The organism is uncultured Xanthomarina sp. (assembly GCF_963971605.1).
Classification (GTDB): domain Bacteria; phylum Bacteroidota; class Bacteroidia; order Flavobacteriales; family Flavobacteriaceae; genus Xanthomarina; species Xanthomarina gelatinilytica.
In genome coordinates this window covers 50,648-69,247 of the sequence record NZ_CAXATZ010000008.1, presented here as the reverse complement: position 1 = coordinate 69,247, position 18,600 = coordinate 50,648, and the positions used below count along the sequence as shown (strand labels likewise).

Annotated in this window: 21 protein-coding genes and 1 riboswitch; of the genes, 13 read left to right on the top strand and 8 right to left on the bottom strand. The window is 33.9% G+C overall.

All coding sequences use genetic code 11. The features are described 5' to 3' along the window. On the bottom strand, positions 1 to 336 hold the full coding sequence (locus AACY93_RS05070; RefSeq protein WP_286853226.1) for a tRNA-binding protein: 336 nt from the start codon (positions 334 to 336) through the stop codon (positions 1 to 3). A gap of 154 nt (positions 337 to 490) precedes the next feature. Between AACY93_RS05070 and AACY93_RS05065 the strand changes: the two genes are divergently transcribed. Beyond that, a complete protein-coding gene (locus AACY93_RS05065) occupies positions 491 to 1,048 on the top strand; it encodes a thioredoxin family protein (protein WP_286853227.1) in 558 nt (185 codons plus the stop codon). A 7-nt stretch (positions 1,049 to 1,055) separates the two neighbouring features. Here AACY93_RS05065 and AACY93_RS05060 read toward each other — a convergent pair whose 3' ends face one another. Together AACY93_RS05060 and AACY93_RS05055 are read right to left on the bottom strand one after the other, a co-directional pair. Then, complete coding sequence (locus tag AACY93_RS05060; protein ID WP_286853228.1) at positions 1,056 to 2,288, bottom strand: glycosyltransferase family 4 protein; 1,233 nt, start codon at positions 2,286 to 2,288, stop codon at positions 1,056 to 1,058. Positions 2,289 to 2,352: 64 nt separating this feature from the next. Then, the gene (locus AACY93_RS05055; RefSeq protein WP_286853229.1) at positions 2,353 to 2,826 is read right to left on the bottom strand and encodes a heme-binding domain-containing protein; all 474 of its coding nucleotides are present in this window, start codon (positions 2,824 to 2,826) and stop codon (positions 2,353 to 2,355) included. Positions 2,827 to 2,967: 141 nt separating this feature from the next. Here AACY93_RS05055 and AACY93_RS05050 point away from each other — a divergent pair, with 141 nt between their 5' ends. The 3 genes from AACY93_RS05050 (at position 2,968) to AACY93_RS05040 (ending at position 5,267) form a co-directional block, all read left to right on the top strand. After that, entirely contained in the window at positions 2,968 to 3,531 is a 564-nt protein-coding gene (locus AACY93_RS05050; RefSeq protein WP_286853230.1) for an adenylosuccinate lyase, read from the top strand. 154 nt (positions 3,532 to 3,685) lie between these two features. Next, positions 3,686 to 5,029, top strand: a complete 1,344-nt coding sequence (gene purB, locus AACY93_RS05045; protein ID WP_286853231.1) for an adenylosuccinate lyase — start codon at positions 3,686 to 3,688, stop codon at positions 5,027 to 5,029. A 1-nt stretch (position 5,030) separates the two neighbouring features. Next, positions 5,031 to 5,267 carry a hypothetical protein gene (locus AACY93_RS05040; RefSeq protein WP_286853232.1) on the top strand — a complete coding sequence of 79 codons (237 nt, stop codon included), beginning with the start codon at positions 5,031 to 5,033 and terminating at the stop codon, positions 5,265 to 5,267. Between the two features lie 78 nt (positions 5,268 to 5,345). Here AACY93_RS05040 and AACY93_RS05035 read toward each other — a convergent pair whose 3' ends face one another. The 4 genes from AACY93_RS05035 to AACY93_RS05020 all read right to left on the bottom strand — a co-directional run bounded on the left by AACY93_RS05035 (position 5,346) and on the right by AACY93_RS05020 (position 7,509). Further along, positions 5,346 to 5,888 (bottom strand): DUF4252 domain-containing protein, encoded by a 543-nt coding sequence (locus AACY93_RS05035; protein ID WP_286853233.1) that lies wholly within the window; start codon positions 5,886 to 5,888, stop codon positions 5,346 to 5,348. Between the two features lie 4 nt (positions 5,889 to 5,892). Further along, the gene (locus AACY93_RS05030; RefSeq protein ID WP_286853234.1) at positions 5,893 to 6,459 is read right to left on the bottom strand and encodes a DUF4252 domain-containing protein; all 567 of its coding nucleotides are present in this window, start codon (positions 6,457 to 6,459) and stop codon (positions 5,893 to 5,895) included. Positions 6,460 to 6,536: 77 nt separating this feature from the next. Next, entirely contained in the window at positions 6,537 to 7,013 is a 477-nt protein-coding gene (locus AACY93_RS05025; protein ID WP_007649914.1) for a hypothetical protein, read from the bottom strand. Then, complete coding sequence (locus AACY93_RS05020) at positions 7,000 to 7,509, bottom strand: RNA polymerase sigma factor (protein WP_286853235.1); 510 nt, start codon at positions 7,507 to 7,509, stop codon at positions 7,000 to 7,002. Before AACY93_RS05020 ends, AACY93_RS05025 begins: the two co-directional genes overlap by 14 nt. Before the next feature lie 149 nt (positions 7,510 to 7,658). Here AACY93_RS05020 and AACY93_RS05015 point away from each other — a divergent pair, with 149 nt between their 5' ends. After that, positions 7,659 to 9,086 carry a S41 family peptidase gene (locus tag AACY93_RS05015; protein WP_286853236.1) on the top strand — a complete coding sequence of 476 codons (1,428 nt, stop codon included), beginning with the start codon at positions 7,659 to 7,661 and terminating at the stop codon, positions 9,084 to 9,086. Positions 9,087 to 9,199: 113 nt separating this feature from the next. On the opposite strand, the gene AACY93_RS05010 is transcribed toward AACY93_RS05015, so the two are convergent. After that, on the bottom strand, positions 9,200 to 11,128 hold the full coding sequence (locus AACY93_RS05010; RefSeq protein ID WP_286853237.1) for a TonB-dependent receptor plug domain-containing protein: 1,929 nt from the start codon (positions 11,126 to 11,128) through the stop codon (positions 9,200 to 9,202). Positions 11,129 to 11,192: 64 nt separating this feature from the next. After that, positions 11,193 to 11,454: riboswitch (cobalamin riboswitch) on the bottom strand. 272 nt (positions 11,455 to 11,726) lie between these two features. On the opposite strand from AACY93_RS05010, the gene AACY93_RS05005 reads away from it, so the two are divergent. The 8 genes from AACY93_RS05005 to AACY93_RS04970 all read left to right on the top strand — a co-directional run bounded on the left by AACY93_RS05005 (position 11,727) and on the right by AACY93_RS04970 (position 18,580). Beyond that, complete coding sequence (locus tag AACY93_RS05005; RefSeq protein ID WP_286853239.1) at positions 11,727 to 12,869, top strand: ABC transporter substrate-binding protein; 1,143 nt, start codon at positions 11,727 to 11,729, stop codon at positions 12,867 to 12,869. Continuing rightward, on the top strand, positions 12,870 to 13,898 hold the full coding sequence (locus AACY93_RS05000; protein WP_286853241.1) for an iron ABC transporter permease: 1,029 nt from the start codon (positions 12,870 to 12,872) through the stop codon (positions 13,896 to 13,898). A 49-nt stretch (positions 13,899 to 13,947) separates the two neighbouring features. Next, positions 13,948 to 14,742, top strand: coding sequence for an ABC transporter ATP-binding protein (locus AACY93_RS04995; protein WP_286853242.1), 795 nt, complete (start codon positions 13,948 to 13,950; stop codon positions 14,740 to 14,742). Between the two features lie 95 nt (positions 14,743 to 14,837). Continuing rightward, on the top strand, positions 14,838 to 16,160 hold the full coding sequence (gene rmuC, locus AACY93_RS04990) for a DNA recombination protein RmuC (RefSeq protein ID WP_286853243.1): 1,323 nt from the start codon (positions 14,838 to 14,840) through the stop codon (positions 16,158 to 16,160). A 12-nt stretch (positions 16,161 to 16,172) separates the two neighbouring features. Beyond that, positions 16,173 to 16,541 carry a 6-phosphogluconate dehydrogenase gene (locus AACY93_RS04985; protein ID WP_286853244.1) on the top strand — a complete coding sequence of 123 codons (369 nt, stop codon included), beginning with the start codon at positions 16,173 to 16,175 and terminating at the stop codon, positions 16,539 to 16,541. Beyond that, positions 16,542 to 17,087, top strand: a complete 546-nt coding sequence (locus tag AACY93_RS04980; RefSeq protein WP_286853245.1) for an acyl-CoA thioesterase — start codon at positions 16,542 to 16,544, stop codon at positions 17,085 to 17,087. It abuts the gene before it with no gap. A 162-nt stretch (positions 17,088 to 17,249) separates the two neighbouring features. After that, positions 17,250 to 17,879, top strand: a complete 630-nt coding sequence (locus AACY93_RS04975) for a SatD family protein (RefSeq protein ID WP_007649885.1) — start codon at positions 17,250 to 17,252, stop codon at positions 17,877 to 17,879. Then, the gene (locus tag AACY93_RS04970; protein ID WP_286853246.1) at positions 17,876 to 18,580 is read left to right on the top strand and encodes a DUF3307 domain-containing protein; all 705 of its coding nucleotides are present in this window, start codon (positions 17,876 to 17,878) and stop codon (positions 18,578 to 18,580) included. The genes AACY93_RS04975 and AACY93_RS04970 overlap by 4 nt, the downstream gene beginning before the upstream one ends. Positions 18,581 to 18,600 lie beyond the last annotated feature (20 nt).

Genomic DNA, 18,600 nt, shown 5'->3' with positions numbered 1-18,600 from the left:
TTATGAGACTGGTGAGCCGTTTTTCACCTTATTTTCAGGGTTCAACAAAACAACATCTTGTCCATTTACTGCTCCTAAAACCAAACAATCGCTCATAAAAGTGGCAATTTGTTTTTTTGGAAAATTTACAACGGCTACGATTTGTTTTTGCAGCAACTCTTCTTTTTTATAAAGTGTTGTTATTTGTGCAGAGGTTTTTTTTATTCCCAATTCACCAAAATCTATTGTTAACTGATAAGCTGGTTTCCTAGCTTCAGGGAAATTGGCTACCTCTATAATGGTTCCAACCCGTAAATCTATTTTTGCAAAGTCTTCAAACTGAATGGTATCACTCATTTTTAAAAATTTGATTGGTTCGTTTTTTTTAGTGAAAATTATATTGATTTTAAACAAATAAAGTTGCAATATAAGTATATCCAAGTAATTCCTTTCCATTTGGATTATTGATTATAAAATTGTAATTTATATTTTTAGATTAAATTTACAACATATGGCTAGAACACCTTCAAACATGCTTCCTTTAGGAACAAAAGCACCTACTTTTAATTTATTGGATACCGTTTCGGAAAAAAATTATTCTTTAGAAAAACTAAAAGGTTTAAAGGCAACGGTTATCATGTTTATTTGCAATCATTGCCCTTTTGTAAAACACGTGAATAAAGAAATTAGCCAAATGGCGAAAGATTACAAAAGCAAAGGGGTGAATTTTATTGCTATTTCCAGCAACGATGTTGAAAATTATCCAGAAGATGCACCAGACAAAATGAAACAAAATGCCTTGGAGCAAGGTTTTATTTTTCCATATTTATATGACAAATCCCAACAAGTGGCAAAAGCATATCAAGCTGCCTGCACACCCGATTTTTATGTGTTTGACCAAGATTTAAAATTGATTTACAGAGGGCAACTGGATGATTCCAGACCTGAAAACAATATTCCCGTTACAGGAGCAGATGTGCGCCATGCCTTGAATTGCATAATAGAAAACAAAAACAACAACAATACTCAAAAACCAAGTATTGGCTGTAACATTAAATGGAAAGAGTAACATCTTATTATTTGTTTTTCTCTTCAATCCATTTGCTTAAATATTTTGTGCTTTGCAGGTATTGATGTTGCAGCATTTGTCCTGTAAAATTTTCTAATCGATGTGTTTCTAGTTGCATGCTAATCCCTTCTATTCTTTCCAATATATTGTTTTGAAAGGACGCTTTTTGAAAACGTTTGTTTAAAACTTCAATACCGTTTTGTTGTTTTTCAAACCATAACGTTTCATCCAGATATAATTTCACACTTTTATTCGAGAAATCTATAGGGTTATCCACCACAAAACCATTGGGTTTTAAAGAACCAAACATTCCTTCAGCTCCTACTGATGTGACAACACATGGTGTTCCAGACGTCATGGCATCAACCAGCTTTCCTTTTAAGCCTGCTCCAAAACGAATGGGAGCCAAACACACCTTTGCTTTTTCCATTACTTTGGATACATCTTCAGCAAACCCTTTAATTAAAAAACCTTGGGTTTCATTATGCAAATTGGTCACTTTTTGAGACGCATAAGCTCCAAAAACATGTAATTCTGCCTTAGGCAACTGTTTACGTATCAAAGGCCAAATGGTTTCCTTTAAATATAAAACAGCATTGAAATTAGGTTCATGAAGAAAGTTCCCAATCGTTATAAAATGCTGTCTTTCTTGAAAATTTGGAAGTTTTTCAATTTTAGATGTCGAAAGGAGGTTAAGTAAAAATGGCACGTATAGCAACAAAGATTCTGGAACTTTAAAATCTGTTTTCAAGAGTTCCATCTCTGCTTCAGAAATAATCAAACTTAAATCGCACCTGTAAATACTTGCAATTTCACGTTTTGAAGTGTCGTTGTATAAATGATTCAAATTGAACGATTCTCCTGCCCTTAAAGCCTCTTGTCTTCCTTTTCTAAGACCATGTAAGTCTTCAGTGTCTAGTATTTTAATGGCATTAGGACATTGCTCTGCCACTCTCCAACCAAATTGTTCTTCCATCATAAATCTATCAAAGAAGACTATCTGTGGATCAAGTGTTTTCACAAAAACATCAAAGCTAACATTGTTGAGCTCGATAGCAACTTGCTTCACGCCTATTGTTTCCAGATTAAAAGCTTTGTCGCTTTTGGCACAAGGACTCGCAAAAGTAATGGTATAATTATACGACAGGAAGAGCTCTATAAGTTGCAGCATCCTACTTCCAGCAGCAGAACTGTTGGGTTCTGGCCATACATAACCAATGATTAGAAGTTTTTTTGTCACAAATACTCGAATGTATTTTGTTAATGTGGCAGTCACTAAATCTATAAACCACAACTAACATTATTTAATCAGGTTTTGGTTCCAAGCTATATTTAAATCGCACTTGTTTTGCCCAAGAAACCATATCCTGTATTTGAGCATCGGTAAGTTTGGCTTCTGTATGAGTCCATGTATAAGAAGGCAAAGGCATTTCTTTTTCTTCAACCATTTCTATTAATTCTTCAAACTTATGGTCCTTTTTCTTTGTGGATAAGCCTTCCCAATTAGACATGTTAAAGTGCTTCTTACCATCGGTTACATGATCTGCCAACCAATAATTAACAGGAGTAATGTTATTGTACCAAGGATATCTGGTAACATTGCTATGGCAATCATAACAACTTTCCTTTAAAATGGCCTTAATATTTTCTGGTGGATTGGTCTCTGACAAAAAAGGTTCAATGGAAGCCAGTTCACCTACGTTTTTTTCTGGCCCAAAAAATTGTGCAACCACAAATACCACAAGCAATAGAATGAGTATTTTTTTAATGATTTTCATATCTCTGTTTTTTATATTCTATAATGGTTTCTTAATACTTTGAATGTTGAAAATTAGCATTCAAAACACATAATAAATACATGATTTTTACATGTTGATTTCATTTTAACTATTTTTAAAACCTAAAAATATGAATTTCCAGTGACTAAAGAACAACTTTATAACGAATTAAATTATGTAAACCATTCGCGGGAAAAGCGTTTGCATTATGCCAATTATATTATTGAGAACCCAGATTTGTTGCCAGAATTATTGGAAATACTATTTATGGTAAATGATGACATGTCCTGTCGTGCTGCTTGGGTCCTGGAATTTGTATGTGGTGAAAATTTGAAAATGCTCTTACCTTATCTGGATGTGTTTACCGAAAACATCCACAAAGTTCATTTAGATCCAGCTGTAAGACCCATAGCCAAAATTTGTGAGCATGTTGCAAAAGCTTACTACTCCAAAGAGCAAAATGCCTTAAAACAAACCTTAAAAGCCAAACATAAAGAACGGATTATTGAAACGTGTTTTGATTACATGATAAACGATGAAAAAATTGCTCCCAAAGCCTATTCCATGAACACGCTTTACTTGTTTGGAAAAGATGTTGAATGGATCCATCCAGAGTTGGCGCTCATTTTAGAACGGGATTTCCAAATGCAAAGTTCCGGTTTTAAAGCAAGAGCAAAACATATTTTAAAGAAAATAAAAAAATAGGTTCAAAAAATTTAAAAATCCTTTAGGAATATGTTATAAAAAATAGAAAAAAATCGTTATGCTTTAAGCGTCTATCGTTAATGATTTCCTTATCTTTGCAGCTTTCAAATTCGCATTCAAACGGTAGTGAAAATGCACAAAACCAACACAACACATGTCTTTAACATCCTTAAATGCTATTTCTCCTATTGATGGCCGTTACAGAAATAAAGTAAACGAATTGGCACCATTTTTTTCTGAAGAAGCTTTAATAAAATATCGTGTTCAAGTAGAAATTGAATACTTTATTGCTTTATGCGAACAGCCTTTACCACAACTAAAAACCTTCAACACTGGTTTGTTTGAAGATTTAAGGGCTATTTATAAAAATTTCACGACCATAGATGCTTCTGCCATTAAAGAAATTGAAAAAGTGACCAATCACGATGTGAAAGCTGTTGAATATTTTATAAAAGAAAAGTTTGATGGTTTGGGCATTTCAGAATACAAGGAATTTATCCATTTTGGGTTGACCTCACAAGATATAAACAACACAGCAGTTCCTTTAAGTATCAAGGAGGCCATGAATCAGGTGTATGTTCCAGAATTCAACATACTTCTAAACAAACTTAAAGAGCTTTCCAAGGAATGGGAACAGATACCAATGTTAGCCAGAACCCATGGCCAACCGGCTTCCCCTACGCGTTTAGGAAAGGAAATTAACGTTTTTGTTGTAAGAATGGAAGAGCAATTTAATTTGTTGAACGATATTCCAAGTGCATCAAAATTTGGTGGAGCCACTGGAAATTTCAATGCTCATAAAGTGGCTTATCCACATATAGACTGGAGAGCTTTTGGGAAAAATTTCGTGCAAGGAAAACTAGGCCTACAACACTCTTTTCCAACCACACAAATTGAGCATTACGACCACATGGCTGCATTGTTTGATTGCATAAAACGCATCAATACCATTTTAATTGATTTAAATAGAGACATCTGGACCTATGTGTCCATGGATTATTTTAAACAAAAAATAAAAGCTGGTGAAGTTGGCAGTAGTGCCATGCCACATAAGGTAAATCCAATAGATTTTGAAAATAGCGAAGGCAATTTGGGTATTGCCAATGCCGTTTTTGAGCATTTATCAGCCAAACTTCCTATTTCCAGATTACAGCGAGATTTAACCGATAGTACTGTGTTACGTAATGTAGGTGTGCCTTTTGGGCATACACTTATTGGGTTTAAATCCACTTTAAAAGGTCTCAACAAATTATTGCTAAATGAAAGTAAGTTTGCAGAGGATTTAGAAAACAATTGGGCTGTTGTGGCTGAAGCCATTCAAACCATTTTACGTCGTGAGGCGTACCCAAATCCTTATGAGGCTTTAAAAGGTTTGACCAGAACCAACGAAAAAATCACTCAAACCTCCATTTCAAACTTTATCGATACCTTAGAGGTTTCAGATGCCATTAAAAAAGAATTAAAAGCCATTACACCAAGTAACTATACAGGAATATAACATGATACTTACAGACAAACAATCGCTAATTCTCTGTACTGTGGTGGTTTTAGGGTTTTCTATCTCTGGAATAATTGGTATCTTAGGTAATTATGTTATTGTAGCTGTGCTTTTAATTCTGTTTCTATTGGTTGTTATTAATTTGTTCACCAACAAAAAATTATTTGAAAAAGAACAAAAAAGTCAGGAGGTTGAAGAGGAAACCGTTTCAGCCCTAAACGAAGAGGATATTTTATAATTTACAAAAAAGGCTTCTAATTATTTAGAAGCCTTTTTTATTACTTTCAAGCCTGTTGAAAGGGTGTTTTAAAGGTTGTTATTTAAAAAATCCTGCAATATCTTCTAATTGCGAGCTGTCTATATCTGCGTTTTGTATGGCACCAACTAAGGTTGCCATTTTTTCAGGTCTCATATTGTTTCCTAAAATTCTTACAATCCCAAAGCCCATATCCTTGGAGCTGGTAAACACAATAAATTCGTCGGCTGCATCATCATCACCTATATATTTAACCACTACTTTTGCAGCTCTATCGTTAAACTCCATAAGTTCAATGTATTTTTTGTCATTTAAAATAGATTTTACTTTTGAAAGTTCCTGGGCATAGGCATCTTGGTTGTTTTCGGTAAGTTTAAATCCTAAAAAATTTAATCTTTTAACCGAATTATATGCTTCCTTTTGGTCCTCTGTTAAGGTGGTTTGATCCAATTCCACAATGGTTGTAGGGATATCGGCAGAAATAAAGTCTGGTGTTTCTTGATTATCTACAAAATACGTTTGTAAAGATTCCCCATTATTACAACTTACCAGCATGATACATGCCAGTAAGCTAAAAAATGTTAATTTGATTGATGGATTCATGGAATTATTTTTTTTCTTGTTTTTCTAAATGTTCACCACCATTAATGTTCATTTTTTGGGTAAGTTTCGATATTTGGTTTAAATCTATATCTCCCGTTAAAGACACCACAACGGTTTCAAACTCTCGTTTTTCGCCATTCATATTAATATTTGCGTCTTTGGTAACAGCACTTAAACCATCAACAAACATAAGGAATTCACTCACATGATCTGCGTCTCTACCTTCTTTTACATAGAAAGTCATGTTTACGCCATCGTCTTTTACAACCATTAATTCCTCTAAAGAACTTTTTCTGGATTGAACCCATTTGGATACATCACTGGAAATGGCTTTGTTATCTGTAGTGATCACTTTAAAACTGGTTATACTATTAACCATTTTAATGTATTCTTGAGCTTCAGGATCATCAGAATTGATGTCCATCTTAGCTAACATTTGAAACATTTTTGGTTTAATGGACACATACGTTACATCTGGATTTTCGCTGTATTTGGCAAAAATATCCTGTGCCATGGATGTTAATGGCAATAACATGATAGCCATTAAAAAAAGGATTGCTTTATTTTTCATTTTACTTGTTTTTAAATTATTAATCGATTTCATTTTTTGTTCATTGTTTAGTCCTTTAAGCTTGGCGTAAAGGAGGTTTATTTAAATATAATTTTGCTTTTGGTTTCCATTTCGCCTAGATAATTAACTTTAGACATGCCTGTTTCCACTTGATTGAGATAACTTATTTTTTGGGTGCCTTTATTAAGACTGGTGGAAATTAACTCCAAAGATTTAACCACTTCGTTATAAGCCATCATAGGATCGTCATAAGTTCCTAGATCGTCATCTTCTTGAAACAGTGGCATGCTAAAATAGAAACCTAATAAAAGAACTGCCACAGCTGCAACCGAAATCCACTTGTAATTAAAGATTCTTTTGGTTTTTAATGGAACGGTTTTGGTAAACGTTTCTTTTTGATTTACTGAAAAGTAGGCAAACATAGGTTTGTACATTTCTAAGTGAGGCGCAACGGTTTCTCGTGAAAAATAGCTTTTTAACTGCTGCTCTTCGGCTAGGCTTGTTTCCCCATTTTCGTACTTTTCTAGTAACTTTTCTATTTTATTTGGTGCCATAACTATGCGTATTGGTTAATTGTTCTCTTATTGCTTTTCTCGCTCTGGACAAAGCCACTCTAACCGCAGTGTTGTTCATATCCAACATTTTTGCAATCTCATCAAATTCATATTGTTCTATATCCCTTAATTGAATGACCATTTTCTGTTGTTCAGGTAAATTTTCTATTATTTTCCCCACCCAATCAACACTGTCGTTTAATTCTATTTGTTTTTGTAAAGACGTGTTGTTGTCTTGATAATTACTATGTACAATTTTTAAATTTTGTGCATGTTTTGATTTTAATTTATCCAAACAAAAATTTTTTGTCATCGTCATAGAAAATGCTTCCACATTTTTATATTCCTCAATTTTTGTTTTATTATTCCACAGTTTCAACAAAATTTCCTGTGTAGCGTCCTCAGCTTCTTCTTTTGAAACCAGCAAGCGTTTTGCTAAACGAAATACTTTGTCTTTAAAAGGCATGACAATATGTAAAAATTCTGCCTGTGTCATAGTTTTGTTTGGTTTGGTTTGAAACAGTTGGTTTATGCCTGTTTACTATTACGACGATACATGTATTGTTTTGTTACAAAAAATTTTTAGTCTAAGATAAAGTAAGTATTTTTATTCCTGTTAAAAGTTAGAAAAGCCTTGCTATAATTATGAAAAACCTAAAATTACTCTTCATATTATTTTTTATTTCCTTTATAACTGTAGGTTGCTTTGAAGATTTGGACGATAGTCCTATTTCCACGAAAGACCTAAACGACTTTGTTTGGAAAGGTTTAAACAGGTATTACTTGTATAAAGATAACGTACCAGATTTAGCAGATGATCGATTTACAGCTTCTGAATACGAAACTTTTTTAAATAGTTTTACTGCTCCCGAAGACTGTTTTGAAAGTCTTATGTACCAAAGACAAACCATAGATAGGTTTAGTTGGATAACCGATAACTACATAGAGTTACAACAACAACTAAACGGAACCACCTACAATAACGGCATGGAGTTTGGCCTGGTGAGGTTTTCCAGTACCAGCTATGATATTTTTGCTTATGTACGTTATGTGTTACCCAATACAGATGCCGAAAACAAAGGCATACAACGAGGTATGATTTTTAATGCAGTAAATGGTGTCTCGTTAAACCTAGATAATTACAGACAGTTATTAAGCCCAAATAATTACACTATTAATCTTGCTACCTATAATGATAATGGCACACCAGAGACCGAAGATGATTTTGTAGTACCTACCAACACGAGTGTGAACCTAACAAAATCACCTTATACCGAAAACCCTATTTTCATCAAACAAGTTCTGCAAATAGCAGATCAAAATGTGGGTTATTTAATGTATAATGGGTTTACAAGGGATTTTGATTCGCAATTAAACGATACCTTTAATTATTTTCAATCCCAAAACATTCAGAATTTGGTACTGGATTTAAGATACAATTCTGGTGGATCTGTTAATACTGCTATTTTATTATCCAGTATGATTACCGGACAATTTACAGGACAGACTTTTGCAACACAACAATGGAATAGCGACATACAATCGCAATTGGATCCAAATGCTTTAATTTACACGTTTACAAATAATGATGATGGCACACCATTGAACAGCTTAAATCTTGGAAAGGTGTATGTACTTACATCCAAAAGCACTGCTTCTGCCAGTGAATTGGTGATTAATTGTTTAAATCCATATATTGAGGTTATACAAATTGGAACAGCTACCACTGGAAAGTACCAAGCCTCCATAACCCTTTACGATTCTCCCGATTTTAGTGGTCAAAATATTAACCCAACACATACCTATGCCATGCAACCCTTGGTTTTAAAAACACTGAATGCTGTTGGAAACACAGACTATATTGATGGTCTTTATCCAAATTTCCCTGCTAAGGAGACGTATGGGAATTTAGGGGTTTTAGGAGATCCTGATGAAACTCTGTTGGCCATTGCTTTACAACATATTGTTGATACTGGTAAGATTTCCTTGCAACCGTTTAGCAACCTGGAACTGGTTGGAGATAGCAAGGATTTCACTTTGACAAAAAACAGGATGTATATTGATGGAAAATAGCAATGTCATTCAATAAAAAGTGATGAATCTCATTTTAACTAAATGAAGGATGCTTCAGTTGTACCTACCTGTCTCCCGACAGGTAGGTTTCTGATTGACAAATTCAATTATACTTACAAAGTAAGACTAAATCCAATATTCACATTTCTGCCTTTTGTAGAATAGCCATACAATTCTTGATAATCTTCGTTTAAAATGTTTGTAACATTAGCAAAAAGAGTCATTTTATTATTTAAAATGTTATGGCTCACATAAAAATCCAACAGGTTATAACTTTTTAAATTAACCTCTTCATTCATATAGCTTATGTTATTATAAAATGAATCTGTTCTACTATCTGTAAACTGGTAAGAAACACTCATAAAGGTTGATTCACAAAGCTGATAGCCCAACAAACCATTTACTTTCAATTCTGGAATTCTTAAACTTAAATCTTCGTCCACCTTTGTGTAAGTGGCATTTGCCGAAAGTTTTAATGCTTTTGTAATATTATAATCGGCAACAAATTCAATACCACTTGCCGTAAAGTTTTCATTAACATTTTGATATTGATAAACCCAACTTCCCAAATCAACAAAATCTATAAAATTTTCTTCCTTTCTGTTAAAATAAACCACACTTACAGTAGCTTTATCATTGAAATGAATTTCTGCTCCAACCTCAAACGTGGCATTTTCTTCAGGCTGCAGGTCCTTGTTGCCATATAAGGGATCAAAAAGTTGATATAATGAAGGTGTAATATAGGCAGTACCATAACTAGCCAACCCTTTTAAATAGCCAAAATTAAAATCCTTTTTATAAGAAGGGTTTAAACTGTAAACCACATGGTTGCCATATTCACTATGATTGTTTAAACGTGCTCCAGCATTTACTTGTAAACCAAATGCTGAGACATAAACCACATTTGCATAAGGATCTACATTTGTATATTTGGCAATCTCCGGATCAATACCTTGCTCAAAATCGGTTCCACCAAAAGGAATGGTAAAACTCTCCATATGGTCTTGTTTTACCTGTACACCCAAAACTGTATAAAGTGTTTTGCTAAAAGTATATCTGTTAAACAAATCGGCTGTAAAACTTTCAGCATTGTATAAAGCAGGATAACTGGATTCTATGTCACGTTCTACTTTATTATAGGCTGCATTTAAGGAGAGACTCCCTTTTTTATAGGTGTATTCTGGCGAAAATCCGTATCTCTGTTGTTTGGTTGTTGATAGGTCGTTGGAATCCATACTAGCAAACCCATCGTCAAAATCGGCTTTAAACTTATCCCAACTTCCGTACACTGTCATTTTAAACGCTTCAGAAAATCTATAACCCAATTTCAAGTTACCATTAATGGCGTTGTACACATCTGTTTCGGTGCCATTTGCTAAAGACGACAAACCATCTGTATACTGATTTCCAAAACTCGCCAAGTAGCTTAACTTATTTAAAGTACCATTTACAGAAACATTATTTTGAAAGTTATTTAAGTTGTAATTGGTGTCTTCTTGGGACTGATTGGTACCAATAGTACTTTTAAAATTTGCAGATATCGCTTTTTTGGATGCTTCTTTCAGTTTTATGTTAATCACTGCTGTTCCAGCTCCAGATCCATAAAGTGTACTGGAAGCACCTTTTAAAATCTCAATGGATTCTACTTGATTGGCATTTAATAAACGTAAATCGTAATCGTTAGCTATTTGTGAAGGATCTGATACAGCTATGCCATCTATAAGAATTAATACCTGTCGGTTTTTTCCTCCTCTTACATAGTAATTTAAATTTTGTCCAGCTTGGCTATTGGCACCATTGATTTCAATTCCTGCTGTTGCATTAATAATTTCAGCAACCGATTTTCCTTGCTGCTTTTCAAGCTCCTCTGAAGTTATTTTGGTAATAACCTTTCCGGAATTTTCACGGTTTAAATAAAATTTAGAATCTGTTATTACAACTTCTTCTAAGGTTTCTACTTCTGTTGACACGGCTTGTTGTTGTGCAACAGTAAATAATGACATACCACAAAGTACGCCAAAAACAAATGTTTTTTTGTTCATTTCAATTAATAATTGCTCGAGAATAGCATGAATTTCATACCCAACTTTTGTCCCGAAAGTTTGACTTATTTTTTTTGAATTTGGCAGGTCTCCTGACTTGCGTCTTCATGTTAGGTCTTCCCATTCCGAAACATCGGACAGTGACATTGAAGTTTACATGAAGCTTAATAGCTTACAGTTGCGGGAACAGTTCAAGAATGAAGATTGATGATTTGTTTTTGATTACTGATTTTGGAACCCGTTGTCCTTCAATCGGCAATCTGTAATCAACAAGCTTTTCACTTGATTCCCTTTTAATTGGCGAAACCATCCCGAACTTGTTTGGGGACCTTTTAAACAATCCTCGAAAAAAATTCTTTGTGGCAACATCAAACCAAAATTCTCTGCAAAAGTAATGGAATAAAAATGTATTTCTATAAAAAGATTACTTTTTCTTATTGAGTTTGTAGATAAGATAAATAAACCCAACTAAAAAATGAAATATTATGATTCCTGCTACTATATATATTGTTAAATTTGAACCGTCTCTCATGGTTTTTATTTTTTATAAAAATATAAACCCATACCATAATGGACAGTTACAAAAGTTACACAATTTATGATTTCGCGATATTTATTTTTAGGTGTTTGTTTGCTGCTTTTCAACTGCAAAAACAAAGATTATCAACCGGTTACCATAACAGATGTATTCAAAGTACCATTGTCCTATGCTGAAGGATTTGAAATAACGCATCATGAAAATTTCAGCACCTTAACCATTAACAGTCCTTGGCCAAATGCCGAAAAAACGTATCGGTATGCCTTGGTCCATAAAAACATGTTGCCCAAAATCACTTTAAACAATGATGAATTTGATGGTATTATTACTATTCCTGTAAAAAAAATAGTGGTTACTTCCACTACACACATTCCAGCCCTGGAATTATTGGGCGTTGAAAAGAGTTTGGTTGGTTTTCCTGGAACAGATTATATTTCTTCTGAAAAAACACGCTTTAGGGTTGATAAGGGAAAAGTTAGGGAGTTGGGGAAAAACGAAGGCATCAATACTGAAGTGTTACTTGAAATACAACCAGAAGTGGTTATAGGTTTTGGCATAGATGGAAACAATAAAACGTTTGAAACCATAAAAAAATCTGGGATTCCAGTTATTTACAATGGCGATTGGATAGAACATTCCCCATTGGCAAAAGCAGAATGGATTAAGTTTTTTGGTGTTCTGTTTAACAAAAGACAGAAAGCCGATTCTATTTTTAATACCATTGAAAAAAATTATTTAGAAGCCAAATCAATAGCTTTGGATGCCAAAAGCAAACCAAGTGTGTTAAGTGGTGCCATGCACAAGGACATCTGGTATTTGCCCAATGGCACTAGTACTGAAGCAGAGATATTAAAGGATGCCAACGTTAATTATCTTTGGGCTGACACTAAAGGAAATGGAAGTTTGTCTTTAAATTTTGAAGTGGTTTTTGATAAAGCCAAAAATGCAGATATATGGATCAACCCATCCTATTACACCTCCTACGAAGCTTTGGAAAGTGCCAACCAACATTATACAAAATTCGATGCCTATAAAAGCAAAAGCATTTATACCTTTGCAAACACAACTGGTAGCACTGGAGGTGTGTTATATTACGAATTAGGGATTGCCAGACCAGATTTAGTTTTAAAAGATATTATTAAAATTTGTCATCCAGATTTACTAGCAGATTATAAACCTTATTTTTATAAACCATTACATTAATTGCCAAAAACCAATACATACACCTTATCCTTTATAGCATTAATCTTTATATTGATTATTTGCTTTTTTGTGAACATTGGTTTAGGGTCCGTTTCCATTCCCATACAAGCCGTTTTTAAAAGCTTTATAGGAACTTTGGACCATGAATCTTGGCCTTATATCATACAAGATTATAGATTGCCTAAAGCCATTACAGCCATTCTGGTTGGTTCTGGATTGGGCATTTCTGGATTATTGATGCAAACCTTATTCAGAAACCCATTAGCTGGACCTTTTGTTTTGGGTATTAGTTCTGGAGCCAGTCTGGGAGTTGCTTTGGTTATTTTAGGATCTGGAATATTTGGTGGTATGTTTGCCTCGTTGTTAATCTCCAAATGGATTGTTGTTATTGCTGCTAGTTTGGGAAGTTTTTTAGTGCTGCTTGCTGTTTTGGTGGTTTCCTCCAGAGTAAGTGACACTATGGCCATTTTAATTATAGGACTCATGTTTGGCAGCATAACGGCTGCTATTGTAAGTGTCCTCTCCTATTTTAGTTCAGCCGAACAATTACAGCAATACATTTTTTGGGGCTTTGGCAGTTTGGGCAATCTGTCTTGGAACGAGCTTTTTATTTTTTTAATTGTTTATTGTTTTGGAATGCTTTTAAGCATATTATCCATAAAAGGATTGAACACGTTATTGTTAGGTGAAAATTATGCTAAAAGTTTGGGCTTGAACATTAAGAAAAGTCGTTTCGTAATTATTTTGGCTACCAGCTTGTTGGCAGGAACCATAACTGCTTTTGCTGGACCAATTGCTTTTATTGGTTTGGCCATTCCTCATATTACCAGACAAGTATTCAATACTTCAAACCATAAAATTTTGTTGCCTGCTGTATTTTTGTTTGGAGCCATTATCATGCTTATATGCGATAGCATTGCACAATTACCAACTAGTGATTACACCTTGCCTATCAATGCCATAACTTCTTTAATTGGAGCTCCAGTGGTTATTTGGTTGTTGGTTAGAAAACGTAAAATGATTTTTTAAAAAGTATCGGAAATAGAATAAATAGGAAAGAAAAACAAATCGTGAATTCGTGGCTCATAAAAATTTACATATTATTTTAAAAACCGAACAACTTTCCATAGGTTATAAGTCCAAGAAAGTTCCTACTATAATAGCTTCAAATATTCAAATCGAGCTACAAAAAGGTGAGCTAATAGGTTTGGTTGGTGCCAACGGGATTGGTAAATCCACTCTATTACGTACTCTTACCAATGTTCAGGAAAGTTTAAAAGGTAACATTTACATTCACAATAAATTACTTTCAAATTATACTTCCGAAGAACTTGCAAAATCCATGAGCTTGGTATTAACAGAGCCTATTGCTTCAAGAAACCTATCTGTTTTTGAATTGGTGGCTTTGGGCAGACATCCATATACCAATTGGGTAGGAAACCTTAACACCAAAGATATGGAAAGCATTCATCAAGCTTTAAACCTAACCAATATTGAAACCTTAAAACACAAAAAATGTTTTGAACTAAGCGATGGGCAACTTCAAAAAGTCTTGATTGCTCGTGCTTTGGCTCAAGACACAGATTTAATAATATTGGATGAACCAACCACACATCTAGACATGTACCACAAAGCATATATTTTAAAACTGCTTAAAAAATTGGTAAAAGAGACCAACAAAACCATTCTCTTTTCATCCCATGAAATAGATCTAGCCATCCAACTTTGTGATAAAATGATTGTGATGACACAAGAAACGGTTATCACAGATGCACCTTGCAACCTTATTTCCAAGGGGGTTTTTAACACGCTTTTCCCAGAAGACTTAATTGTTTTCGACAAACATACAGGAAGTTTTAGGGTGAAAAAATAACTTATTATTGAACTTTTTAATGTGCCTTATTTAAGATTCTTCGCTTCGCTCTGAATAACAAATTAACTATCTTTGATAAAATTCAATTTCAATTCATGAACGACAACATCATTCTCATTATTTCCATCCTGGTTTCTGGAGGCATTGGCGCATACATTGGCCTAACCATTGCAAAACTGAAAAGCAAAGGGGAATTAAGCACTTTGGAAGAACGTCAGAAGCAATTAAATCAAATCATCGAGGACTTAAAACAACATTCAAGTAAAATTGAAGGAGAACGCAACGACATCCGAAATGAAAAAGACCAATTAAGTTCTGAATTAACCAAACGCAATACAGAATTTGAAAATCTTCAGGAAAAAATAAAAGAACAAAAGGCCGAAGTAGAAAAACTACAGGAAAAATTTTCCAAGGAATTTGAAAATCTTGCCAATAGGATTTTGGACGAAAAATCCAAAAAGTTTACCTCACAAAACAAAGACAACCTAGATGCCATTTTAAAACCTTTGGAAGAAAAAATCAAGCATTTTGAAAAACGCGTAGAAGAAACCAACAAAGAAGACATTACCAGAAGTGCCGATTTACGTAGACAAATTTTAGGTCTAAAAGAGCTTAACGAACAGATGAGCAAAGAGACCAGCAATTTAACCAAAGCCTTAAAAGGAGACACCAAAATGCAAGGAAATTGGGGCGAATTGGTTTTGGAACGTGTGCTGGAACGCAGTGGATTAAAAAAAGACAGCGAATATTTTGTGCAACAAAGCTTTACCACAGAAACAGGAAAGCGTGTCATGCCAGATGTTATCATTTCCTTACCGGGAGACAAGAAATTGATAGTGGACTCCAAAGTGTCCCTTGTGGCTTATGAACGTTATATTAATGAAGTGGAAGATGCCGAAAAAGCCACGCACTTAAAAAACCACTTGCTTTCTGTACGAAAGCGCGTTAATGAATTGGGCGAAAAAAATTACCATCAAATTTATGAGATGGACAGTCCAGACTTTGTGTTGTTGTTCATACCAATAGAATCGGCCTTTGCCATTGCATCTATGGAGTATCCTGCACTGTATTCGGATGCCTTCGAAAAAAACATCATCATTGTAACACCTACAACATTGTTGGCTGTTTTAAGAACCATTGACAGCATGTGGCAAAACGAAAAACAAAAAGCCAATGCTATAGAAATTGCCACACAAGCAGGTAGACTTTACGATTCTTTTGTTAATTTAACCGAAGAACTTATTAAAGTTGGAAACCAAATTGGCACAGTTCAAAAATCCTACGAGAGTGCCATGGTAAAGCTTACTGGTAAAGGAAACTTAATAAAACGCGTGGAAACACTAAAAACCTTAGGTGCCAAAGCCAGTAAACAACAAAATGAAAAACTCTTAAAAAGAGCCGAAAACACAGACGATTAAATTGCAAATCCCATGAAAAGATTTTTAATAAAATTTAGTATCGTACTTATTCTAGCTTTGGCAGGCTATTTTGCCTTTATTTATTTTGCTAGCTATAGCGAAGGGATTCGTGCTGGCGAACTGGTTAAGTTTAGCAGTAAAGGTGTGTTCATAAAAACATGGGAAGGCGAAATAAGCCAAGGTGTTTCCGAAGCACAATTGTTTGAGTTTTCAGTTGAAGATAAAGAAAAAGAGGTCATTCAGGACTTAAAGGATTTACAAGGAAAATACGTAAAACTTCATTACTTTGAACGTTATAGCAAGATTTTCTGGCTTGGAGACACAAAATACTTTATAACTAAAGTGGAAGAAGACAAAGAACGCAGTAACAGACGCTATTAAATGAAAAAAACATACAAACCAGCAGCAAATTCACGTATTTCAATCTCTGAGCTAATGCAACCATCCCATTCCAATTTTAATGGCAAAATTCATGGTGGTTACATTCTTAATTTAATGGATCAAATTGCCTTTGCCTGTGCATCCAAACACTCTGAAGCGTATTGTGTAACTGCTTCTGTTAATACTGTCGATTTTCTCAATCCTATTGAAATTGGTGAATTGGTTACCATGAAAGCATCTGTGAACTATGTTGGCAATACTTCTATGGTTGTGGGCATTCGTGTTATTGCAGAAAACATACGAACAGGAAACGTGAAACATTGCAACTCCTCCTATTTTACCATGGTTGCCAAAAACGACGATAATGAATCTGTGGCTGTTCCTGGTTTAATTTTAAGCAATTCCATAGAAATAAGACGTTTTTTAAAAGCCATTGAACTTATAAAATCTAAAGAAAACAGACACGAAGTGTTTAACCATAAAACCTTTGCAGCAGAAAACTACTTACATATCTTGGAACCTTACAAGGTGAAAATTGAACTTTAATTGTTATATCCCTCTGATTTTCAATTGAAATTATTAATTTTCAAGAAATTTATTTGCTTTTTAAACAAAACAAGTTATCTTTATTATCACGTAATAAAAGGATATTTTAAATTATCACGTAATAAAAGGATATTTTAAATTATCACATATAAAAAAGCAAGAATGGCAACAAGACCCATGACCAGTGTAATAACAGGAGACATCATTAAATCAAGGTCCTTAAACAACCCAAAATTATGGTTGCAAACATTAAAAAATGCTTTAGCGACCATAGAAAAGGATCATTCGTTATGGGAAATTTATAGAGGTGATAGTTTTCAAATAGAAATAAAACAGGTTGAAAAAAGTTTTGAAGCTGCCGTATATATCAAAGCTTGTATAAAAACCATAAAGGGTTTGGATGTCAGGCTTGCCATAGGCCTTGGATCTAAAACGTATAGTGGTGAGTTTGTAACAGAATCTCAAGGAGAAGCATTTCTAAATTCTGGAACAACTTTAGAAACCCTAAAAAAAAGCAAACAAAGCCTTAAAATAAAAACTTCCAATAAAACTTTAGATCAAGAATTAAACTTATATTTTAAATTGGCTGCCATAAGTATGGATCGATGGACAGTCCATCAAGCCGAAATTGTAAAATTGAGTTTAGAACATCCCAATGCCATTCAAGAAGAATTGGGAAAACGTTTGGGCATTAACCAAAATACTATAAGCAGAAGGCAAAAACGAGCTAATTTGGAAGAGGTTTTAGAGCTTAACAACATGTATCAACAAAAAATATCTAAGGAATTATGATACTTTTAATTAAACTTTTCTTGGCTCATTTAATTGGCGATTTTGTTTTTCAAACAAAAAAATCAATCAAGAAAAAAGAAAAAAAGAAGCTAAAATCCCCTGTACTATATGCCCATATTGCCATTCATTTCCTCTTATTGGTATTACTTCTTTGGGACCTGTCTTTATGGCCTGTTGTTGTAGGTATTACAATATCCCATTTTATCATAGATGTATTAAAGCTCACATTTCAAAAGAAAAAAACAAAGCGTTTATGGTTTTTTTTAGATCAGTTATTACATATAATAGTAATTTTTGTTGCTTACTTTCTATTTACGGACAACAGCTTTCATCTGGCAAATTTTGTAACAAAAAACAGCTTGTTGCTAATAACTTGTGTGCTTTTTTTAACACAACCTGTTTCCATAATCATGATGACCATATTTAGCAAATGGGACATAGAAAAGTTGACAACGGGAAATGAATCCTTAAAGGATGCTGGCAGATATATAGGCATGTTGGAACGTATGTTGGTATTTGTGTTTATTATAACAAATCACTGGGAAGCTGTTGGGTTTTTAATAACCGCAAAATCGGTATTTAGGTTTGGGGATTTAAAAGAAAGCAAACACAGAAAGTTAACAGAATATATTTTGATAGGAACGCTAATTAGCTTTGGAATAGCCATACTTACAGGTATCCTATATCTTTATATCAAATAAAAAAACCATCAAGCACAAAC